The following is a 19,251-nucleotide window of genomic DNA, read 5'->3' as shown; positions in this document are numbered from 1 at the left end:
GCACCGGCCGGTTCGCCGGCACGACGACACCGCCGACGAAGCGGAGCAGGAGGAGCAGGTGCTCAGCGCATTCGCCCGAGCTTTCCGGACGCCAGACCTGCGGCGCAAGCTGCTTTTCACCATCGGGATCATGGTTGTGTTCCGGATCGGCTCGTTCCTGCCGACCCCGGGCGTCGACTACCCGAACGTCCAGCAGTGCGTGGACGAGATCGGCACGAGCAACGACCTGCTCGGCCTGGTGAACCTCTTCAGCGGCGGCGCGCTGCTGCAGCTCGCCGTCTTCGCGCTCGGCATCATGCCGTACATCACCGCGAGCATCATCATCCAGCTGCTCCGCGTGGTGATCCCGCGCTTCGAGGCGCTCCACAAGGAGGGCCAGTCGGGCACGTCGAAGCTCACGCAGTACACGCGCTACCTGACCATCGGTCTGGCGATCCTGCAGTCGACGACGATCATCACGATCGCGCGCAACGGCCAGCTGTTCCAGAGCTGCTCCGTCCCGGTCATCGCCGACGACTCGATCATGACCGTGCTCCTCATGGTCATCACCATGACCGCCGGTACCGCGATGATCATGTGGCTCGGCGAGCTCATCACCGAGCGGGGCATCGGCAACGGCATGTCCCTGCTGATCTTCACGCAGATCGCGGCGCAGTTCCCGACCGCCATGTGGTCCATCGCGACCGGCGACAACGGCGTCACCAAGTTCATCATCGTGGCGCTCGTCATCCTGCTGGTGATCGGGCTCGTGGTGTTCGTCGAGCAGTGCCAGCGGCGCATCCCGGTGCAGTACGCGAAGCGCATGGTCGGCCGGAAGATGTACGGCGGCTCGAGCACCTACATCCCGATCAAGATCAACATGGCCGGCGTCATCCCGATCATCTTCGCGTCGTCGCTCCTGGCGATCCCCGGCCTCATCACGCAGTTCGCGGACCCCACCGAGGACTGGGTGCAGTGGGTCGCGCGCAACCTCGCGGCTCAGGACGCCCCGCTCAACATCGGGCTCTACATCGTCCTGATCATCTTCTTCGCGTACTTCTACACGGCGATCACGTTCAACCCGGACGAGGTCGCGGACAACATGAAGAAGTACGGCGGCTTCATCCCGGGCATCCGGGCCGGCCGCCCGACGGCGGAGTACCTCGACTACGTCCTGTCGCGGATCATGGCACCCGGCTCGCTCTACCTGGCGTTCGTGGCGATGATCCCGCTGATCACGTTCATCCTCCTGGACCTTGGTACCAACATTCCCTTCGGCGGAACCTCGATCATCATCGTGGTCGGTGTCGGCATGGAGACGGTCAAGCAGATCGAGTCCCAGCTGCAGCAGCGTCACTACGAAGGGTTCCTCAGATGAGCATTCGCCTGGTGATCATGGGTCCGCAGGGCTCCGGCAAGGGCACGCAGGCCGCCCGCATCTCGGAGCACTTCGGCATCCCGGCGATCTCCACCGGCGACATCTTCCGCGACAACATCGCGCGGGGGACGGACCTGGGCAAGCGTGCGCAGGAGTACACCTGCTGCGGCGAGCTGGTCCCCGACGAGGTGACCAACCAGATGGTGCGGGCCCGGCTCGGGCTCGCCGACGCCGCCGACGGCTTCATCCTCGACGGGTACCCCCGCAATGCGGCCCAGGTGGCCGAGCTCGACACGATCCTCAGCGACCTCGGCACGCGCCTCGACGCCGTCGTCCAGCTGACGGCCGACCGGAACGAGCTCCTCGCCCGCATGCGGCGGCGTGCCGAGATCGAGGGGCGCGACGACGACACGGCGGACGTCATCGCCCGTCGCCTGGACATCTACGAGGCCGAGACGGCCCCGCTCGCGGAGGCCTACGCGGCCCGCGCCCTGCTCGTGCCGGTCGACGGCACGGGGGAGATCGACGAGGTGACCGAGCGCGTGCTCGGCGCCCTCGGCAGCCGGGTGTGATGTTCGGCCGGGAGCGCTTCACCCTGAAGGACGCCGACCAGGTCCGCGCCATGCGGGCCGCCGGCCTGGTGGTCGCCGACGCTCTCGCTGCCGTGCGCGCCGCGGCGCGGCCCGGCGTCACCACAGCCGAGCTGGACGCGGTCGCCGCGGCCGTCATCGCCGAGGCGGGTGCGACGCCGTCGTTCGTGGGGGTCGACGGCGGACCCGGCGTGCCCCCGTACCCCGCCACGACCTGCATCTCCGTCAACGACGAGATCGTGCACGGCATCCCGGGGGACCGGGTGCTCGAGCCGGGGGACGTGCTGTCCGTGGACTGCGGCGCGATCCTCGAGGGCTGGCACGGCGACTCCGCCTTCTCCATGGTGCTGGACCCCGCCGACCCCGCCGACGTCGCACTCGTGGAGACGACCGAGGCAGCGATGTGGGCCGGCATCGCCGCCCTCGCCACGGGTGATCGCCTCGGCGTCGTCGGCGACGCCGTGGAGGCGACGGCGAAGGGCGCCGCGAAGGCGGCCGGGGTGCGCTACGGCGTCGTGCAGGAGTACACGGGGCACGGGATCGGCCGCGAGATGCACGAACCGCCCACGGTGCTCAACTACCGCTCGCGCGAGCGCGGACCCCGCGTGCAGCCGGGCCTGTGCGTCGCGATCGAGCCGATGCTGACCCGGGGGACGCGGGCCACCGACGAGCTCGACGACGGCTGGACCGTCGTGACGTTCGACGGCTCCCGGGCCGCGCACTGGGAGCACTCCGTCGCGGTCACGCCGGGTGGCGTGTGGGTGCTCACCGCGCACGACGGCGGTGCGGAGCGGCTCGGCGCCCTCGGCGTCCCCGTCGCGCCCTGGACGGAGTGACCGGTCCGACGGCGGTCGTCAACGCGCCACGCCGGGAGAACCACCGGCAAGGCGCCCGCGCGGGCCGGCCTGGTTTCGCCGATGGCGGTCCCGTGCCGTAGGATGGCCCGTTGGGTGCGGTGCACTCCGCTCGTCGCTGCCTCTGGCGGCGCCCGCGGGTCACGCTCCTTCCCCCGATGGTCGTGCCGCCACCCGGCGGGGCGTCGTCGTGGGACGGCACGGCAGTGCCCATGCAGGCAGTACCCATACAGGCAGTACCACCAGATGCAGTACCCCTACACGCAGTGAGCGGAGGACATGGCCAAGAAGGACGGCGTCATCGAGATCGAGGGCAGCGTGGTCGAAGCCCTGCCGAACGCGATGTTCCGCGTAGAGCTGGCGAACGGTCACCGGGTGCTCGCCCACATCTCGGGCAAGATGCGGCAGCACTACATCCGGATCCTCCCCGAGGACCGTGTGGTGGTCGAGTTGAGCCCGTACGACCTGTCCCGCGGTCGGATCGTCTACCGCTACAAGTAATCCCACCTCGGCGCCTCGCCCGGGGTGTCCGACGAGCAACCGTCGCCGCGAGTGGTCCGCGCGCGCGGCGGCGGAGGAAAGCACGATGAAGGTCAAGCCCAGCGTCAAGACGATCTGCGACAAGTGCAAGGTGATCCGCCGGCACGGTCGCGTCATGGTCATCTGCGAGAACCCGCGGCACAAGCAGCGCCAGGGCTGAGCAGGGACCAGCAGTAGCCCGCCCCTCGCGGGGCGGACCAGCGCACGTCAGCGTGGAGACACGCAACCCCCGGTCGGAGGCCGGGGCCCGCAGCAGCGGGACGGCGTGCGGAGGACCTCCGACGGCAGTACAGGAGCACGACGATGGCACGTCTCGTCGGCGTCGACCTCCCGCGCGACAAGCGCATCGAGGTGGCGCTCACCTACATCTACGGCGTGGGGCGCACGCGCGCCCAGCAGACGCTCGCGGCGACCGGTGTGAACCCGGACCAGCGAGTGCGCGACCTCGGCGACGCCGAGCTGGTCGCTCTGCGTGACTACCTCGAGGGCAACTTCAAGCTCGAGGGCGACCTGCGGCGCGAGGTCGCCGCGGACATCCGTCGCAAGGTCGAGATCGGCAGCTACCAGGGTCTTCGGCACCGCCGCGGGCTGCCGGTGCGCGGTCAGCGGACCAAGACGAACGCGCGCACCCGCAAGGGCCCGAAGCGCACCGTGGCCGGCAAGAAGAAGGCCCGGAAGTAGCCCACTGGGCCTCCCGCCACCCCGCCGAGACTGACGAAGGACTCCCATGCCTCCCAAGACCCGCACCTCCAGCGGCGCCCGCAAGCCGCGGCGCAAGGAGAAGAAGAACATCGCTGTGGGCGTCGCCCACATCAAGAGCACGTTCAACAACACGATCGTGTCGATCACCGACCCCTCGGGCGCCGTGATCGCGTGGGCCTCCTCGGGCCAGGTCGGCTACAAGGGCTCGCGCAAGTCGACGCCCTTCGCCGCCCAGCTCGCCGCCGAGGCCGCCGCGCGTCGCGCTCAGGAGCACGGCATGAAGAAGGTCGACGTCCTGGTCAAGGGCCCGGGTTCCGGTCGTGAGGCCGCGATCCGCTCCCTGCAGGCGACCGGCCTCGAGGTCGGCTCGATCCAGGACGTGACGCCCCAGGCGCACAACGGCTGCCGTCCGCCGAAGCGGCGCCGCGTCTGACCCGCGAGGGCGCCCGGCCACCGCACGCGGCCGGTCGGGCGCCGTCGTCACCACCGCAGGACCCTGCCGGGTGGACCGAGTCCCGGCAGACCCGTGATGCGTCATATGGCGGACGCACACCGAAAGGACACCACCCGTGCTCATCGCACAGCGCCCCACCCTGACCGAAGAGGTCGTCACCGAGAGCCGCTCCCGGTTCGTCATCGAGCCGCTCGAGCCCGGCTTCGGCTACACGCTCGGCAACTCCCTGCGCCGGACGCTGCTCTCGTCGATCCCCGGCGCAGCCGTCACGTCGATCCGCATCGACGGCGTGCTGCACGAGTTCTCGACGATCCCGGGCGTCAAGGAGGACGTCACCGAGATCATCCTGAACATCAAGGACCTGGTCGTGTCCTCGGAGAACGACGAGCCGGTCGTGATGTACCTGCGCAAGCAGGGCCCGGGCACCGTCACGGCGGCGGACATCACCCCGCCCGCCGGCGTCGAGGTGCACAACCCGGACCTGCACATCGCCACGCTGAACGGCAAGGGCAAGCTCGAGATCGAGCTCACGGTCGAGCGCGGCCGCGGCTACGTCTCCGCCCAGCAGAACAAGGCGTACGACGCCGAGATCGGCCGCATCCCGGTCGACTCGATCTACTCGCCGGTCCTCAAGGTGACCTACAAGGTCGAGGCCACCCGCGTCGAGCAGCGCACCGACTTCGACAAGCTCATCGTCGACGTCGAGACCAAGTCGGCGATCAGCCCGCGGGACGCTCTCGCGTCCGCCGGCAAGACGCTCGTCGAGCTCTTCGGCCTGGCCCGCGAGCTCAACGTCGAGGCGGAGGGCATCGAGATCGGCCCGTCGCCGACCGACGCCGCGCTCGCCGCCGACCTCGCCCTGCCGATCGAGGAGCTGCAGCTGACCATCCGGTCCTACAACTGCCTCAAGCGCGAGGGCATCCACACGGTGGGCGAGCTCGTCGCCCGCAGCGAGGCCGACCTCCTGGACATCCGCAACTTCGGTGCCAAGTCGATCACCGAGGTCAAGGAGAAGCTGGCCGGGCTGGGTCTGAACCTCAAGGACAGCCCCCTGGAGTACGACCCGTCCGCCTACTACGACGACGCGGACTACGGCGACGACGAGCTGGCCTGAGCCCACGAGCCGGCCGCTCGCGACCGGCTCCCCGACCTGCACGAGGAGTTAAGAGATGCCCACGCCAACCAAGGGTCCGCGGCTCGGCGGCGGCCCGGCGCACGAGCGGCTCATGCTCGCCAACCTGGCGACGAGCCTGTTCGAGCACCGGCGCATCACCACGACCGAGACGCGCGCGAAGCGGCTCCGCCCGCTCGCTGAGCGGCTCATCACGTTCGCCAAGCGCGGCGACCTGCACGCGCGTCGTCGCGTGCTCACGGTCGTGCGCGACAAGAGCGTCGTGCACGAGCTGTTCACCGAGATCGCGCCGATGATGGCCGAGCGCAACGGTGGCTACACCCGCATCACCAAGATCGGTCCGCGCAAGGGCGACAACGCCCAGATGGCGGTCATCGAGCTGGTGCAGGAGCCCGTCAGCCCCAAGCAGGCGACGGTGCGCGAGGCGGAGAAGGCGACGAAGCGCGCCGCGACGAAGAAGGCCGAGCCGAAGGCCGCTCCCGTCGAGGAGCCTGTGGCCGACGAGGCCGTCGTCGAGGACGGCCCGGTCGAGGAGACCGCCACCGAGGCTCCGGCCGAGGAGACCGCCGAGGCGACCGAGGCTCCGGCCGAGGACGAGGCCGAGAAGGCCTGAGCGCCCCAGCACGCACGAACGAAGGGCCCGGACCGTGACGGTCCGGGCCCTTCGTCGTCGGCTGGTCGTGCTCAGCCGCGCCCGCGCGTCAGGCGGGGCACCAGCACGGGCGTCGTGCGCTTGTACTCCTCGTAGTCGGGCTGGCCGCCCCACCGGGCGTCGGCCTTCTTCTCCAGCAGCGGGACCCCGCTGACCCGCGTGAGAAGGAGCGTGACGAACACCGGCGACGCGAGCGCGACCCACTGCCAGCCGGTGAGGACGGGCGCCGCGACGACGGCGACGCCGATCCACAGCAGGATCTCGCCGGCGTAGTTGGGGTGCCGCGACCGCGACCAGAGCCCCGTCGTGATGAACCGGCCGGCGTTCGCCGGGTCGGCGCGGAACCGCGACTTCTGCGCGTCCGCGACGGTCTCCATCGCGAACCCGAGCACCCACAGCACCACTCCGACGACGGCCAGGGCGTCGAGCCCGGCGCGCGAGGTGGAGGAGATCCCGACCCAGGCGGCCATCGCGGTGAAGGTCACCCACAGGCCCTGCACGGTCCATACGAGCAGGAACCGCGGGAACGAGGGCTTGATCTCGTCGAACCGGTCGTCGGAACCCGCGCGGCGGATCCGGCGGAACAGGAACGGGCCCAGCCGCAGGGTCCAGACGATGACCAGGCCCGCGAGCAGCACGGCCCGCGCGTCCCGCTCCGGTGCGAGCGCCAGCAGGCCGGCGGTCACGGTGACGTAGGTGATGCTGCCGGTGATGTCGTAGTAGACCTCGGTCTGCCGCCAGAACGCGGGGACGAAGGCGACCCACTGCACGACGAAGGCGGCGAGCACGGCGAGCGCGAACAGCGGGACGTCCCCGACCTTCGCTCCGGCGTGGCTCCCGGCGAGTGCCAGCAGCGCGCCCAGAACCAGGGCCAGGGGGATGCCCACGAGGGCGCGGCGTCGTCCTTCGTCCATCTCGAGACCTTTCGTCATGGTGTCCGGGCGGTGCGCCCTCCGGTTCGGGAACACTCGGGGTTGACCTTGGTGTTCCCTGGACGAGCAACCAGCCGCGCGCCGAGCGCGCCCGTACGGAAGACGGACGACAGTGCGAGAGATGTCCAGCCCGCCCCTGGCTGACCTCACGGGCGTGCGCAACACCACCGACCTCCTGGCCGGTCGGGTGGCCGGTCATCCCGACGCCGTCGCGTTCGACGTGCGCGAGCCGGGTGCCCCGGTCGACGCCCCCTGGCGTCCCGTCACGACGGCCGCGTTCGAGGCGCACGTCCGCGCGATCGCGAAGGGGCTGGTCGCCGCCGGCCTGGCGCCCGGCGACGCCGTCGCCGTGATGGCGCCGACCCGGTACGAGTGGGCGCTGGTCGACATGGCCGTCTGGTACGCGGGCGGCGTCGTCGTGCCCGTGTACGAGACGTCCGCGCAGGTCCAGGTGTCCGCGGTGGTGCTCGACGCCGACGTCCGCCTCGCCGTGGGCGGAGGGCCGCGGCACGTGGAGCTGCTCACGCATGCGCTCGCGGAGGCCGGGCGCCCCGCGCCCGTGTGGTCGATGGACGCCGCTCCCGGCCACGACCTCACCGCGCTGGTCGCGCTCGGCGCGGACCTGCTGGACGACGTCGTCGACGCGCGCCGCACGGGCGCCGACCTGGACGACGTCGCGACGATCGTCTACACGTCGGGCACGACGTCGGCGCCGCGCGGGGCGCTCATCACGCACCGCAACCTCGTGGGCCAGGTGCTCAGCGTCGCCGCCGCGTACACCGACGTCGTGCGCGAGGGCGGCAGCACCGTCATCTTCCTGCCGCTGGCGCACGTGCTCGCGCGCGGCCTCCAGCTCGTCTGCCTCGCGGGCGGGATGCGGATCGCGCACCTGGGTGACCCCCGGGAGGTCGTGCCGGCCCTGGCCGTGCTGAAGCCCACGTTCCTGGTGGTCGTGCCGCGCGTCCTGCAGAAGGTGCACGCCGCCGCCACCGCGGCCGCGGCGGACAAGCACCTGGGGCGGGTCTGGGCGTCGGCGCAGCGGACCGCGATCGCATGGGGTCGCCTCGCCGAGGCCGCCGACGAGGCGCCCGCGGCGGCCCCCGGCACGGCAGCCCCCGGCACGGCAGCTCCCGCTGCGAGAGGCTCCGACGTCGTGCCCGCGCGCCCGTCGGTCGGCCTCCGGCTGCGCCACGCCGTCTACGAGCGGCTCTTCTACCGGCGTCTGCGGGCCCGCCTGGGCGGGCGGGTCGACTACCTGCTCTCCGGGGCGGCGGCGCTCGACGCCGACCTGTCGCTGTTCTTCCGCGGCATCGGCGTGCCGGTGATCGAGGGCTACGGCCTGACCGAGACGACGGCGCCCCTGACGGGCAACCTGCCGGGCTCGATCCGCTCGGGCTCGGTCGGCGTCCCGATGCCGGGCACGACGGTGCGCATCGCGGACGACGGCGAGGTCCTCGCCCGGGGCGTCGGCGTCTTCCGCGGGTACCGCAACCCGGAGGCCCACGCGGAGGCCTTCGTCGACGGCTTCTTCCGCACGGGGGACCTCGGCTCGCTGGACGAGCGCGGCCGGCTCGTCCTGCACGGGCGCGTGAAGGACGTCATCGTGACGTCCGGCGGCAAGACCGTGTCCCCGGCGGACTGGGAGCGGTACGTCGAGCGTGAGCCGATGGTCGCGCACGCGATGGTCGTGGGCGAGGGAAAGCCCTACCTCGGCGGCGTGCTGCTGCTCGACCCGGAGTCCGTCGCGGCGTGGGCGCACCGGCACGGCATCGCGGACCTGGGCCCGCTCCAGCTGCCGAGCGGCGGCGCGGTGGAGGTGCACGACTCGCGGCTGGTGGCCGCGATCGGCGCGGTGGTCGCCGCGGCGAACGCACGGTTGTCCGCGCCGGAGCAGGTGCGCCGCTTCGCGCTCGTCCTCGCCGACCTGAGCGAGGCGAGCGGCACGGTCACCCCGACGATGAAGCTCAAGCGCGCGGCGATCGCCGAACGCGTCCGCGACATCGTCGACCGGCTGTACCACGGGGCGCCCAGCCCGGCCTGACCCGGGGACCGGTCGCCGCCCGGCCCGGGCCGACGCGCGGCTAGCGTGGTCGCCATGACCCGCGCTGCCGACGTTCCCCGGGTGCCGGTCGTGCTCCTGCACGGTGCGCGGGCCTCGCGGACGATGTGGCGTGCCCAGCTGGACGCGCTGGCGCGCGCGGGGCGCCCGGCGGTCGCGATCGACCTGCCCGGGCACGGCGAGCGGCTCCGCGAACGCTTCTCGGTCGAGGGCAGCCTCGCGGCCGTCGACGACGCCGTGGCGGCCGTCGGCGGGCGGGCCGTCGTCGTGGGCCTGTCGCTCGGGGGGTACACGGCGCTGCACTGGGCCGCGCGGAACCCGGCGGCCGCGGCCGGCGTCGTCGCCGCGGGGTGCTCGAGCCTGCCGGACCAGCCCGCGACGCGCGCGTGGCTGCTGGCGGCCCGTGGCTTCGCCCGGCTGCCCGACCGTGGTGCGTGGTTCAACCAGCGGCTCGTCGACCTGGCGCTGCCCCCGGAGGCCGGCGCCGCGCTCGCCGAGGGTGGCTACGCGCTCGACGTCATGGTCGACCTGCTGACGGCCATCCAGCGCGTCGACCCGCTCGACGACCTGGCCCGGACCCGGTGCCCGGTGTGGCTGGTCAACGGGCAGTGGGACCACTTCCGGATGCAGGAGCGCCGCCTCCTGGCCGCGGCGCCCGACGCGCGGCTCGTCGTCGTGCGCGGCGCGACGCACCTGGTCAGCCTGGTCCGTCCGGTGGCCTTCACGCGGGTGCTGCTCGAGGCGCTCGCGGAGGTCGACGCGCGCGAGTCAGGCGCTGCGGCGTAGCTCCCACGCGCGCACGCCGCCCGCGAGCGCGGCGGAGTCGGGCACGATCACGACGTCGTCGCCCAGCAGGGCGAGCGCGCGCGGCGTGATCCGGCGCGCGTTCCCACCGCCGAGGTAGAGGCGGTCCCAGCGGATCACGGGCCGCAGGCCGGCGACCGCCTCGCGGACGCGGCGCGACCACACGCCGTCGCCGAGCCGCCGTCGGGCGTGCGCGCCGAGCCAGTCGTCGTAGGTCGTGCCCCGGCGCACCGGCGCGTGCGAGAGCTCCAGGTGCGGGGCGAGCGTGCCGCCGTCGAACAGCGCCGAGCCCAGCCCGGTGCCCAGGGTGAGGACGAGCTCGACGCCCGTGCCCGCGACCACGCCGGCGCCGTGCACCTCCGCGTCGTTGAGGACGAGCACCGGGTAGCCGAGCGCGGCGGCGAGGTCGGCGGCGACGTCGCGGTCCGCCCAGGCCGCGACGAGGTCCTCCCGGGGTGCGCTGCGCGGGCCGCCGACGGTCACGTAGTGCGGCGTCGCGACGACGACGCCGTGCCGGATCATCCCGGGCATCCCGACGGTCCCGCGGTCGGCCGGCGGCAGCTGCGCGGCAAGGTCCGCGATGGTCGCGGCGAGGCGCTCGGGGGGCAGGGGGTACGGCGTCGGGACGCGGACCGGCTGCGCGTGCATGGTGCCCGCCGCGTCGAGCACGGTGGCGCGGATGCTCCCGCCGCCGCAGTCGACGGCGAGGGTGCGCAGCTCGGGCATGACGCCGACCCTAGGCCGCCGCCGGGGAGCGCACCACGGACCGCGCCGCCGTGGCCCGCAGCCGCGGCCCGGCGGCGTGGCCCGGCGGCGGGTCACGGCCGCGGGTCACGGCCTCGCTAGCCTGGTTCCTCGTGACCACCGCCGACGCAGCGCCCGTCCGCGTGCGCCTCGACCTGTCCTACGACGGGACGGGCTTCGCGGGCTGGGCGACGCAGCCGGGCCTGCGCACGGTCCAGGGCACGCTCGAGGCCGCCCTCGGCACGGTCCTGCGCCACCCCGACCCGCGGCTCACGGTCGCCGGGCGCACCGACGCCGGCGTGCACGCGCGCGGCCAGGTCGCCCACCTCGACCTCCCCGCCGACGTCTGGCAGGCCGTGCGCGGCCGCATGGCCGGCAGCCCGGGGGAGGTCCTGGTCCGCCGCCTCGCGGGAGTGCTGCCGCCGGACGTCGTCGTGCACCGGGCCGCGCCCGCGCCGCCAGGGTTCGACGCGCGGTTCTCGCCGCTGTGGCGCCGCTACGCCTACCGGATCGTCGACGACCTGACGCGCGTGGACCCGCTGCGCCGCGCGCACGTGGTGCGACACCGGGTGCCGTTGGACGCGGAGGCGATGGCGCGCGCGGCGGCACCGCTGGTGGGGCTGCACGACTTCCTCGCGTTCTGCAAGCCGCGGCCCGAGGCGACGACCGTACGCACCCTGCAGGTGCTCGACGTCGTCCGACCGACCGACGGGGCCGACGCGGACCTCGTCGTGGTCACCGTCCAGGCCGACGCGTTCTGCCACACGATGGTGCGCTCGCTGGTCGGCGCGCTGACCGTCGTCGGCGAGGGGCGCAAGCCCGAGACGTGGCCCGCCGAGCTGCTCGCCTCCCGGGTCCGCGCGAGCGCCGTCGCGCCCGCGCACGGGCTCACGCTGGAGCAGATCGCCTACCCCGACGACGCCGAGCTCGCCGCCCGCGCCGAGGCGACCCGGGCGCGCCGGGCCCCCCTGCCGCCCGGCGCGCGTGCCGACGTCGAGGATCCCGACGCCGGCGCGTGACGCGGACCTCAGTCGTCCGGCTCGTCGGGTGCGGCCAGGTCGTCGATGACGTGCACGGCGGCCTCCTCGGCTGACGCCGCGCCGCCGGCGATCCCGACGTCCACCGCCATCGTGTCCGCGCTGGGCAGGCCGTCGGCGTCGGGGTCCGCGGCGGCCAGCCGCCCGGCACGGTCGAGCTCGCGCGCACCGGCGTCGGGACCGGGGTCGGTCTCCCACACCTCGGGCTCCTCGGCGGCCAGCTTGTCGTCCATGCGCTCGCCGAGCTCCTGGTCCAGGTGCGTCTCGAGGCGAGGCCGGTTCGTCGGGTGCTCGGGCGGCGAGTAGCCCTCGTCGAGGACGTTGTCCACGCCCCGGTCGAGCAGCGTGTCGTCCTGCTGCAGCTGGTCGGTGTCGCCCTCGGCGCCGGTCTCGGGGTCGGGCGTCGTCGCGGGCGTGCCTCCTCCGGCGAGGTCGCTGTCGAAGTCGCTGGGCGTCGTCATGCCCCCACGCTGGCACCGCCGCCACCGGCCCGCATCCGGACGCGGACGGCGGAGGCGAGGGGAGGTGAGGGGAGCGCGAGGGGAGCGCGAGGGGGAGCGCGCGGGGAGCAGCGGGCGTCAGCCCGCGACGACGAGGCCGGTCGCGAGGGCCGCCATGACGACCGCGATGGCGGCGTCGAGCACGCGCCAGGCGGAGGGGCGCGCGAAGACCGGGCGCAGGCGGCCGGCGCCGAAGCCGAGGGTCGTGAACCACACCGCGCTCGCGGTGGCGGCGCCGACGGCGAACGCCCAGCGCCCGTCGCCGTGCCGCCCGGCGAGCGACCCGAGCAGCACCATGTCGAGGTACACGTGCGGGTTGAGGAACGTGAAGGCGAGGCACGCGGCGACCGCGGCGGCCCGGGAGCCGGCGCCGTCCTCGGCGGGCCGCAGCGCCTCCGCCCCGCGCACCGCCCGGACCGCGGCCGCTCCCGCCATGAAGGCCAGGAACGCGGCCCCGGCCCAGCGCACGACGGCGAGGGCGGTCTCGTGCGAGGCGACCAGCGGCCCCAGGCCGGCGACCCCCGCGCTGATGAGCACGGCGTCGGCGGCGGCGCACAGCGCGACGACCGTGGGCACGTGCTCGCGGCGGACGCCCTGCCGCAGCACGAACGCGTTCTGCGCGCCGATGGCCACGATGAGGCCGAGGCACGTGAGGAAGCCCTGGGTCGCTGCGGTCACGCCGGCGACGCTAGGGCGGGGACACCAGTGAAGACCAGTTCAGGTTCCTTCGGGATGATTAGCAGTGCTGAACTAGGCTGCCTGCATGGACCTCGACCCCGCCCGGCTGGACGCGCTCGCGGCCGTCGTCGAGGAGGGCAGCTTCGAGGCCGCGGCGCGTCGGCTGCTCGTGACGCCGTCGGCCGTGAGCCAGCGCGTCAAGGCGCTCGAGCAGCAGGCCGGCCAGGTGCTCGTGCTGCGCAGCCGCCCCTGCCGCCCGACGGCGGCCGGGCGCGCGCTCGTCCGGCTCGCCGGCCAGATCTCGACCCTGCGGGCCGAGGCGGTCCGGGAGGTCGCCGGCACCGGCGACCCGCTGCGGCTCCCGGTCGCCGTGAACGCGGACTCCCTGTCCACGTGGTTCCCGACGGCGCTGGTCGGCCTGCCCGAGCACGTGCTCGTCGAGCTGCACCGGGAGGACCAGGACCACTCGGCCGAGCTGCTGCGCGACGGCGCGGTGATGGCCGCGGTGACCGCCGATGCGCGGGCCGTCCAGGGCTGCCGCGTGCGCCCGCTGGGGTCGATGCGGTACCTCGCCGTCGCGGCGCCGTCGTTCCACGAGCGCTGGTTCGGCGGACGCGGGGGAGGTCCGGCCGGGCTGGCGGCCGGGCTGCGGGTGGCGCCCCACCTGACGTTCAACCGCAAGGACGGGCTCCAGGACCGCTTCGTGGAGCGCGTCCTGAGGGCGCCCGCGGGGCCCCGGCCGGTGCACTACGTGCCGTCGTCGTCGGCGTTCGTGGAGCTGGTCGAGGCGGGCCTGGGCTGGGGGATGGTGCCCGAGAACGCAGCGTCCGCGCTGGTCGCCGCCGGTGCGCTCGTCGCGCTCGACGACGCGGGTCTCGACGTGCCGCTCTACTGGCAGCACTGGCGGATCGACGCGCCCAGCCTGACCGACCTCTCCGCCCGCGTGGAGCGCGCGGCGTCGGCCTCGCTGCGGCCTCCCGACCGTCGCCGCGGCTGATTATCAAGAACTCTTGATTAAGACTTCTTGATTTCCTACCATCGGCGGATGGACGAGAACCGCACGGTGGCGACGAACGACCGGGCACGCGTGCGGGCGATGGCGCACCCGCTCCGGCTGCGCCTCCTCGAGCTGCTCGACGAGCGCGACCTCACGGCCACGGAGTGCTCCCGCCTGACGGGGGAGAGCGTCGCGAGCTGCGCGTTCCACCTCTCGTCGCTGGCCACGCACGGCTTCGTCGAGCCGGCGCCGCGCCGTGGCCGCGAGAAGCCGTGGCGATCCGTCGCCCGTCATCGGAGCCTGTCGGTCGACCCGGCCGACCCGGAGTCGGCGCGCGAGGTGGCCCGGCTCGCGGGCATGGTCGTGGAGCGGGAGGCCGCCCGGTTCGCGGCCTGGACCGCGACGGTCGACGACGAGCCCTCCGAGTGGCTCCTCGCGTCGACGGTCTCCACGAGCTCCTTCTGGGCGACGAGCGAGGAGCTGGCCGCGTTGAGCGCCGAGGTGGCCCACCTCACCGACCGGTTCCGCGGGCGCTGGCAGGACCCCGGCGAGCGCCCACCCGGGGCGCGTCCGGCGACCTTCTTCGGCGTCGTCAACCCGGACCGGCGATGACGGGGGTCACGGTCCGGCGGGGCTCGTCGGCCCTGCGCCTGCCGGCCTTCCGGCGCCTGTGCGCGGCCTGGGTGCTCAGCAACCTCGGCGACGGCGTCCTGTTCCTGACCCTCGCCATCTGGGTGAAGGACCTGACCGGGAGCACCGCGACCGCGGGCCTCGTCTTCGCCGCCCTCGGTCTGCCGGTGCTCCTCGCGCCGTTCGCCGGTCACGTCGCGGACCGGGTACCGCGTCGCAGGCTCCTCGTCGTGAGCAACCTCGCCGTCGCGGGTGCGGTCGCGCTGCTGCTCGGCGTCCAGGACGCCGCTCAGGTGCCCCTGCTCCTGGCCGTGACGTTCCTCTACGGCTGTGCGGGCCACCTCACGGGAGCGGCGCAGTCGGGGCTGCTCCGGGACCTCCTCGCGGACGAGGACCTCCCCTCGGCGAACGGCGTCCTCACCACCATCGACCAGGGCCTGCGCCTCGTCTCGCCGCTGCTCGGCGCCGCCCTGTACGTCGCGGTCGGGGTCGGCTGGGTCGTGGGGCTGACGGCCGCGTGCTTCGTGGGCACCGCCGCCGTGCTCCTCACTGTGCGGGTCACCGAGTCCGAGCCCGGGGAGCCGACGGGCAGCTACCGCCGCGAGCTCGCGGCGGGCCTCGACCACCTCCGTGCGACGCCGGTCCTCCTCCGGCTCACCCTCGCGGTCGCCGCGGCCATGGCCGTCACGGGCCTCAGCAACGTGACCAACCTCCAGGCCATCGAGTCCGGCCTGCGTCGGGGGCCCGAGCTGCTCGCCTTCCTCGCCGCGCTCCAGGGCGTCGGCGCGCTGGTGGGTGGGCCGTTCGCGGGACGGCTGGTGCGTCGGTGGGGCGAGCGGCCGGCGGTGTCGCTGGGACTGCTGCTCCTGGCCGTGGGCATCTCCTCGACGCTCACCGCGTCGGTGGTGGTCTTCGGCGTCGGCGCCTTCGTCGCGGGCGTCGGCCTCCCGTGGGTGTTCGTGGGCTTCGCCACCCTCCGGCAGCGGCTGACGCCCCCGCACCTCCAGGGGCGCACGTCGGCGGCCACCGGCCTGGCCCTCAGCGGTCCGCAGACCCTCGTGACGATGAGCGCTGCGGCCCTCGTCGTGCTGGTCGACTACCGGGCGCTGATCGCGTGCACGGTGGCGGTCGTGGCCGCCGCGGCGCTCGCCGTCGGCCGGCAGGGACGGCCCGGCGCGGCGGGTGCGTGACCGCTGCCTGCGGCGGCCGCGGCCCACGTCCTCGTTTTGACCCCCCGCGCACCGCAAAGGTACTCTGGCCTGTCGTTGTGCGGCTTCGGCGCGCCTAGGGATCGCCCGGGGGGCGGCGCCTGATCACCGCGCGACGTACCCGCAGCCTCCCGCGAGGTCGGCGGGAACCCATCAGCTACACGAGACAGAGGCTACGACCGTGCGCACGTACACCCCGAAGGCAGGCGACGTCGAGGCGACCTGGCACGTCATCGACGCCACCGACGTCGTCCTCGGCCGGCTCGCGACGCAGGCGGCAGTCCTCCTGCGCGGCAAGCACAAGGCGACGTTCGCGCCGCACGTCGACTCCGGTGACTTCGTCATCGTGGTGAACGCCGACAAGGTCGCCCTCACCGGCAACAAGCGCACGTCGAAGCTGGCCTACCGCCACTCCGGCTACCCGGGCGGCCTGCGCGCCACGCCGATCGGCGAGCTCCTCGCCAAGCGCCCCGAGCGCGTCATCGAGCAGGCCGTCCGCGGCATGCTCCCGAAGAACACCCTCGGCCGCGCGCAGCTGCGCAAGCTCAAGGTCTACGCCGGCCCGGAGCACCCGCACGCCGCGCAGAAGCCCCAGCCCTTCGAGATCAGCCAGGTCGCCCAGTAAGGGCCCGGGCGACCACCACCACAGGACGCGAGGACACCGCAGTGGCCGAGACCACGGTCGACACCGAGTTCGAGGGCGAGACGCCCACCAGCTACACCTCCGAGACCCCGACGCCGGGGGGTCGCGGCCAGTCCCTGACCGCCCCCGGCCAGGCGCTCGGCCGACGCAAGGAGGCGGTGGCGCGCGTGCGCCTCGTTCCCGGCACCGGCCAGTGGCGGATCAACGGTCGGGCCCTCGAGGAGTACTTCCCCAACAAGGTCCACCAGCAGCTCGTCAACTCCCCGCTGAAGCTGGTCGACGTCGAGGGTCGCTTCGACGTCATCGCCCGCATCAACGGCGGCGGCGTGACCGGCCAGGCCGGAGCCCTGCGCCTCGGCATCGCCCGGGCGCTGAACGAGATCGACGCCGAGCACAACCGCCCGGCACTCAAGAAGGCCGGCTTCCTCACGCGCGACGCCCGCGTCGTCGAGCGGAAGAAGGCCGGTCTCAAGAAGGCCCGCAAGGCGCCTCAGTACTCCAAGCGCTGACGCAGAACTCAGGTCGCGGCCCCGACGAGCCCCAGGCTCGGCCGGGGCCGTCGGCCTTCCCGGGCCCGGGTGCAGGACGCGGGCGACGCGCGTGTGGAACAGTCGGGGCACGACGAGGAGGTCTGATGGGTCGGTTGTTCGGCACGGACGGGGTACGTGGCGTCGCGAACCGGGAGGTGACGGCGGAGCTCGCGCTCGACGTGTCGGTGGCAGCCGCACACGTCCTCGGCAGCTCCGGCGCCTTCGACGGGCACCGGCCGCGGGCCGTGGTCGGACGGGACCCCCGCGCGTCGGGCGAGTTCCTGTCCGCGGCCGTGGTCGCCGGCCTGGCGAGCGCGGGCGTCGACGTCGTGGACGTGGGCGTGCTGCCGACGCCGGGCGTGGCCTACCTCACGGGCGCGCTGGGCGTCGACATCGGCGTCATGCTGTCCGCGTCGCACAACCCCATGCCGGACAACGGCATCAAGTTCTTCGCGCGCGGCGGGCACAAGCTGCCCGACGAGGTCGAGGACGCGATCGAGCAGCGCATGGGTGAGCCCTGGGAGCGGCCCGTCGGCGCCGCGGTCGGCCGGATCAACGCCGAGCCGGACATCACCGAGGAGCTCTACATCTCCCACCTCGTGCAGACGCTGCCCGAGGCGGTCGCCGCGCCGGGGCTCGCGGGTCTGCGGATCGCCGTCGACTGCGCGAACGGTGCGGCGAGCACCGTCGGGCCGGCGACCCTGCGCGCCGCGGGCGCCGACGTCGTCGTCATCAACGCCTCGCCCGACGGCCGGAACATCAACGAGAAGGCCGGCAGCACGCACATGGAGCCCCTGCGGGCCGCCGTGGTGGCGGCCGGTGCGGACTTCGGCGTCGCGTTCGACGGCGACGCCGACCGGTGCCTGGCGGTCGACCACACGGGCGCGCTCGTCGACGGCGACCAGATCATGGGGATCCTGGCCCTGGCCCTGCGGGAGCGGGGCGAGCTGGCGCACGACACGCTCGTCATCACGGTGATGAGCAACCTCGGCCTGCAGCTGGCGATGGCCGAGGCCGGGATCACCACCGTGCAGACGGCGGTCGGCGACCGGTACGTCCTCGAGGCCATGCGGGCCGGCGGCTACGACCTGGGCGGCGAGCAGTCGGGTCACCTCGTCATCGCCCGCCACGCGACGACCGGCGACGGCGTCCTGACCGCGCTGCAGCTCGCCGCCCGCGTCGCGGAGACCGGGCAGACGCTCGCGGAGCTGGCCTCCGGCATCCCGCGGCTGCCGCAGGTGCTCATCAACGTGGCCGGCGTGGACCGGACGCGCGCCGACGCCGACGAGGGCGTGCAGGCCGCGGTGGCCGACGCCGCGGCGGTGCTCGGCGAGTCCGGGCGGGTGCTCCTGCGGCCGTCCGGCACCGAGCCGGTCGTGCGCGTGATGGTGGAGGCGCGCGACGAGGACGTGGCCCACAAGGTCGCCGAGGGGCTCGCCGACGTCGTCAAGGAGCGGCTCGCGCTGTGAACGCCCGGGAGCTCGCCGGCCAGGTCGAGCAGCTGCTCGTACGTCCGGCCCCCTGGCCGATCGTCCAGGCGGGGCACCCGGTGCTGCGCGAGCCGACCGTGCCCTACGACGGCCAGCTGGGCCCGCGGACCCTGGAGGCCCTCCTCGCGGGGATGCGCACCACGATGCGCGAGGCGCCGGGTGTGGGCCTCGCCGCGCCGCAGATCGGCCTGGGCGTCGCGATCGCCGTGGTCGAGGACCCCGGGGCGACCGACGACGACGTCGCCCGGGTGCGCGAGCGCACGCCGCTGCCGTTCCGCGTGCTCGTCAACCCGACGTACGCGCCCGTCGGGGACGAGCGGGTCGGCTTCTTCGAGGGCTGCCTGAGCGTCGTCGGGTGGCAGGCCGTGACGCCGCGCTGGCGATCCGTGCGGCTGACGTGCACCGACGAGCACGGGAACCCGGTCGACGAGGTGCTCACCGGGTGGGCGGCGCGCATCGTCCAGCACGAGACCGACCACCTGCGGGGCAGGCTCTACGTGGACGTGGCCCACATGCGGTCGCTCGTCAGCGACCGGATGGCGGCCGCGTGGGCGTTCGAACCCTCGCCGGAGCGCGCGGCGGCCGCGCTGGGCTTCGAGCTGCCCTGACGGCGACGCCCGCGTGACCTCAGGGTGAGCGCGGGATGACCAGGGTTCCCTCGGGGGTATCCCGGTGCCGGAACCGGCGTGCCGTGCCTTACGTTGAGATCACGCCGCCC

23 protein-coding genes are annotated in these 19,251 nt (G+C 73.8%); 19 read left to right on the top strand and 4 right to left on the bottom strand.

Annotated elements, in window-relative coordinates:
• Window positions 1–58 precede the first annotated feature (58 nt).
• The 9 genes from secY to rplQ all read left to right on the top strand — a co-directional run bounded on the left by secY (window position 59) and on the right by rplQ (window position 6,242).
• The gene (secY, locus tag AFE02nite_RS12920; RefSeq protein WP_034243862.1) at window positions 59–1,357 is read left to right on the top strand and encodes a preprotein translocase subunit SecY; all 1,299 of its coding nucleotides are present in this window, start codon (window positions 59–61) and stop codon (window positions 1,355–1,357) included.
• A complete protein-coding gene (locus tag AFE02nite_RS12915; RefSeq protein ID WP_034243838.1) occupies window positions 1,354–1,929 on the top strand; it encodes an adenylate kinase in 576 nt (191 codons plus the stop codon). Before secY ends, AFE02nite_RS12915 begins: the two co-directional genes overlap by 4 nt.
• Complete coding sequence (map, locus tag AFE02nite_RS12910) at window positions 1,929–2,783, top strand: type I methionyl aminopeptidase (protein ID WP_034243840.1); 855 nt, start codon at window positions 1,929–1,931, stop codon at window positions 2,781–2,783. The genes AFE02nite_RS12915 and map overlap by 1 nt, the downstream gene beginning before the upstream one ends.
• Before the next feature lie 297 nt (window positions 2,784–3,080).
• Window positions 3,081–3,302, top strand: coding sequence for a translation initiation factor IF-1 (gene infA / locus AFE02nite_RS12905; protein WP_024286981.1), 222 nt, complete (start codon window positions 3,081–3,083; stop codon window positions 3,300–3,302).
• 85 nt (window positions 3,303–3,387) lie between these two features.
• Window positions 3,388–3,501, top strand: a complete 114-nt coding sequence (rpmJ, locus tag AFE02nite_RS12900) for a 50S ribosomal protein L36 (protein WP_034243845.1) — start codon at window positions 3,388–3,390, stop codon at window positions 3,499–3,501.
• Between the two features lie 143 nt (window positions 3,502–3,644).
• A complete protein-coding gene (gene rpsM, locus AFE02nite_RS12895; protein ID WP_034243846.1) occupies window positions 3,645–4,022 on the top strand; it encodes a 30S ribosomal protein S13 in 378 nt (125 codons plus the stop codon).
• Between the two features lie 46 nt (window positions 4,023–4,068).
• The gene (gene rpsK, locus AFE02nite_RS12890; protein WP_034243848.1) at window positions 4,069–4,476 is read left to right on the top strand and encodes a 30S ribosomal protein S11; all 408 of its coding nucleotides are present in this window, start codon (window positions 4,069–4,071) and stop codon (window positions 4,474–4,476) included.
• Window positions 4,477–4,612: 136 nt separating this feature from the next.
• Entirely contained in the window at window positions 4,613–5,611 is a 999-nt protein-coding gene (locus tag AFE02nite_RS12885; RefSeq protein WP_034243849.1) for a DNA-directed RNA polymerase subunit alpha, read from the top strand.
• Window positions 5,612–5,666: 55 nt separating this feature from the next.
• The gene (gene rplQ / locus AFE02nite_RS12880) at window positions 5,667–6,242 is read left to right on the top strand and encodes a 50S ribosomal protein L17 (RefSeq protein ID WP_034243851.1); all 576 of its coding nucleotides are present in this window, start codon (window positions 5,667–5,669) and stop codon (window positions 6,240–6,242) included.
• 71 nt (window positions 6,243–6,313) lie between these two features.
• Here rplQ and AFE02nite_RS12875 read toward each other — a convergent pair whose 3' ends face one another.
• Window positions 6,314–7,195 carry a DUF1295 domain-containing protein gene (locus tag AFE02nite_RS12875; protein ID WP_034243852.1) on the bottom strand — a complete coding sequence of 294 codons (882 nt, stop codon included), beginning with the start codon at window positions 7,193–7,195 and terminating at the stop codon, window positions 6,314–6,316.
• Between the two features lie 139 nt (window positions 7,196–7,334).
• On the opposite strand from AFE02nite_RS12875, the gene AFE02nite_RS12870 reads away from it, so the two are divergent.
• Window positions 7,335–9,254: an AMP-dependent synthetase/ligase gene (locus tag AFE02nite_RS12870; protein ID WP_186814556.1), complete on the top strand. Its 1,920-nt coding sequence runs from the start codon at window positions 7,335–7,337 to the stop codon at window positions 9,252–9,254.
• 54 nt (window positions 9,255–9,308) lie between these two features.
• Window positions 9,309–10,058, top strand: a complete 750-nt coding sequence (locus AFE02nite_RS12865) for an alpha/beta fold hydrolase (RefSeq protein ID WP_146819792.1) — start codon at window positions 9,309–9,311, stop codon at window positions 10,056–10,058.
• Here AFE02nite_RS12865 and AFE02nite_RS12860 read toward each other — a convergent pair.
• Entirely contained in the window at window positions 10,041–10,802 is a 762-nt protein-coding gene (locus tag AFE02nite_RS12860; protein ID WP_034250121.1) for an ROK family protein, read from the bottom strand. The genes AFE02nite_RS12865 and AFE02nite_RS12860 overlap by 18 nt on opposite strands.
• Window positions 10,803–10,933: 131 nt before the next feature.
• On the opposite strand from AFE02nite_RS12860, the gene truA reads away from it, so the two are divergent.
• The gene (gene truA / locus AFE02nite_RS12855; RefSeq protein WP_146819791.1) at window positions 10,934–11,839 is read left to right on the top strand and encodes a tRNA pseudouridine(38-40) synthase TruA; all 906 of its coding nucleotides are present in this window, start codon (window positions 10,934–10,936) and stop codon (window positions 11,837–11,839) included.
• Between the two features lie 8 nt (window positions 11,840–11,847).
• On the opposite strand, the gene AFE02nite_RS12850 is transcribed toward truA, so the two are convergent.
• Window positions 11,848–12,318 carry a DUF5709 domain-containing protein gene (locus tag AFE02nite_RS12850; RefSeq protein WP_052114169.1) on the bottom strand — a complete coding sequence of 157 codons (471 nt, stop codon included), beginning with the start codon at window positions 12,316–12,318 and terminating at the stop codon, window positions 11,848–11,850.
• Between the two features lie 117 nt (window positions 12,319–12,435).
• A complete protein-coding gene (locus tag AFE02nite_RS12845) occupies window positions 12,436–13,035 on the bottom strand; it encodes a LysE/ArgO family amino acid transporter (protein WP_146819790.1) in 600 nt (199 codons plus the stop codon).
• Between the two features lie 85 nt (window positions 13,036–13,120).
• On the opposite strand from AFE02nite_RS12845, the gene AFE02nite_RS12840 reads away from it, so the two are divergent.
• The 7 genes from AFE02nite_RS12840 (at window position 13,121) to AFE02nite_RS12810 (ending at window position 19,141) form a co-directional block, all read left to right on the top strand.
• Window positions 13,121–14,032: a LysR family transcriptional regulator ArgP gene (locus tag AFE02nite_RS12840; RefSeq protein WP_034246869.1), complete on the top strand. Its 912-nt coding sequence runs from the start codon at window positions 13,121–13,123 to the stop codon at window positions 14,030–14,032.
• Between the two features lie 48 nt (window positions 14,033–14,080).
• Window positions 14,081–14,644 (top strand): ArsR family transcriptional regulator, encoded by a 564-nt coding sequence (locus tag AFE02nite_RS12835; protein WP_052113749.1) that lies wholly within the window; start codon window positions 14,081–14,083, stop codon window positions 14,642–14,644.
• On the top strand, window positions 14,641–15,852 hold the full coding sequence (locus AFE02nite_RS12830) for an MFS transporter (protein ID WP_052113748.1): 1,212 nt from the start codon (window positions 14,641–14,643) through the stop codon (window positions 15,850–15,852). The genes AFE02nite_RS12835 and AFE02nite_RS12830 overlap by 4 nt, the downstream gene beginning before the upstream one ends.
• Before the next feature lie 199 nt (window positions 15,853–16,051).
• On the top strand, window positions 16,052–16,495 hold the full coding sequence (gene rplM / locus AFE02nite_RS12825) for a 50S ribosomal protein L13 (protein ID WP_034246867.1): 444 nt from the start codon (window positions 16,052–16,054) through the stop codon (window positions 16,493–16,495).
• A 41-nt stretch (window positions 16,496–16,536) separates the two neighbouring features.
• Window positions 16,537–17,022, top strand: a complete 486-nt coding sequence (gene rpsI / locus AFE02nite_RS12820) for a 30S ribosomal protein S9 (protein WP_034246865.1) — start codon at window positions 16,537–16,539, stop codon at window positions 17,020–17,022.
• 125 nt (window positions 17,023–17,147) lie between these two features.
• A complete protein-coding gene (gene glmM / locus AFE02nite_RS12815; protein ID WP_034246863.1) occupies window positions 17,148–18,512 on the top strand; it encodes a phosphoglucosamine mutase in 1,365 nt (454 codons plus the stop codon).
• Window positions 18,509–19,141 (top strand): peptide deformylase, encoded by a 633-nt coding sequence (locus AFE02nite_RS12810; RefSeq protein ID WP_034246861.1) that lies wholly within the window; start codon window positions 18,509–18,511, stop codon window positions 19,139–19,141. The genes glmM and AFE02nite_RS12810 overlap by 4 nt, the downstream gene beginning before the upstream one ends.
• The last annotated feature ends 110 nt before the right edge of the window (window positions 19,142–19,251 follow it).

It is taken from the genome of Actinotalea fermentans (assembly GCF_007991475.1).
In the GTDB taxonomy this organism is placed as follows: Bacteria; Actinomycetota; Actinomycetes; order Actinomycetales; family Cellulomonadaceae; genus Actinotalea; species Actinotalea fermentans.
Note: the sequence above shows the minus strand (reverse complement) of the source record. Positions and strands in the feature narration are given on the sequence as shown.

What these genes read in the sequence shown, in the direction of transcription:
- AFE02nite_RS12915 (WP_034243838.1), top strand. Translation starts at nt 1,354, where the DNA reads ATGAGCATTCGCCTGGTGATCATGGGTCCGCAGGGCTCCGGCAAGGGC.
- map (WP_034243840.1), top strand. Translation starts at nt 1,929, where the DNA reads ATGTTCGGCCGGGAGCGCTTCACCCTGAAGGACGCCGACCAGGTCCGC.
- infA (WP_024286981.1), top strand. Translation starts at nt 3,081, where the DNA reads ATGGCCAAGAAGGACGGCGTCATCGAGATCGAGGGCAGCGTGGTCGAA.
- rpmJ (WP_034243845.1), top strand. Translation starts at nt 3,388, where the DNA reads ATGAAGGTCAAGCCCAGCGTCAAGACGATCTGCGACAAGTGCAAGGTG.
- rpsM (WP_034243846.1), top strand. Translation starts at nt 3,645, where the DNA reads ATGGCACGTCTCGTCGGCGTCGACCTCCCGCGCGACAAGCGCATCGAG.
- rpsK (WP_034243848.1), top strand. Translation starts at nt 4,069, where the DNA reads ATGCCTCCCAAGACCCGCACCTCCAGCGGCGCCCGCAAGCCGCGGCGC.
- rplQ (WP_034243851.1), top strand. Translation starts at nt 5,667, where the DNA reads ATGCCCACGCCAACCAAGGGTCCGCGGCTCGGCGGCGGCCCGGCGCAC.
- AFE02nite_RS12875 (WP_034243852.1), bottom strand. Translation starts at nt 7,195, where the DNA reads ATGGACGAAGGACGACGCCGCGCCCTCGTGGGCATCCCCCTGGCCCTG.
- AFE02nite_RS12870 (WP_186814556.1), top strand. Translation starts at nt 7,335, where the DNA reads ATGTCCAGCCCGCCCCTGGCTGACCTCACGGGCGTGCGCAACACCACC.
- AFE02nite_RS12865 (WP_146819792.1), top strand. Translation starts at nt 9,309, where the DNA reads ATGACCCGCGCTGCCGACGTTCCCCGGGTGCCGGTCGTGCTCCTGCAC.
- AFE02nite_RS12860 (WP_034250121.1), bottom strand. Translation starts at nt 10,802, where the DNA reads ATGCCCGAGCTGCGCACCCTCGCCGTCGACTGCGGCGGCGGGAGCATC.
- AFE02nite_RS12850 (WP_052114169.1), bottom strand. Translation starts at nt 12,318, where the DNA reads ATGACGACGCCCAGCGACTTCGACAGCGACCTCGCCGGAGGAGGCACG.
- AFE02nite_RS12840 (WP_034246869.1), top strand. Translation starts at nt 13,121, where the DNA reads ATGGACCTCGACCCCGCCCGGCTGGACGCGCTCGCGGCCGTCGTCGAG.
- AFE02nite_RS12835 (WP_052113749.1), top strand. Translation starts at nt 14,081, where the DNA reads ATGGACGAGAACCGCACGGTGGCGACGAACGACCGGGCACGCGTGCGG.
- AFE02nite_RS12830 (WP_052113748.1), top strand. Translation starts at nt 14,641, where the DNA reads ATGACGGGGGTCACGGTCCGGCGGGGCTCGTCGGCCCTGCGCCTGCCG.
- glmM (WP_034246863.1), top strand. Translation starts at nt 17,148, where the DNA reads ATGGGTCGGTTGTTCGGCACGGACGGGGTACGTGGCGTCGCGAACCGG.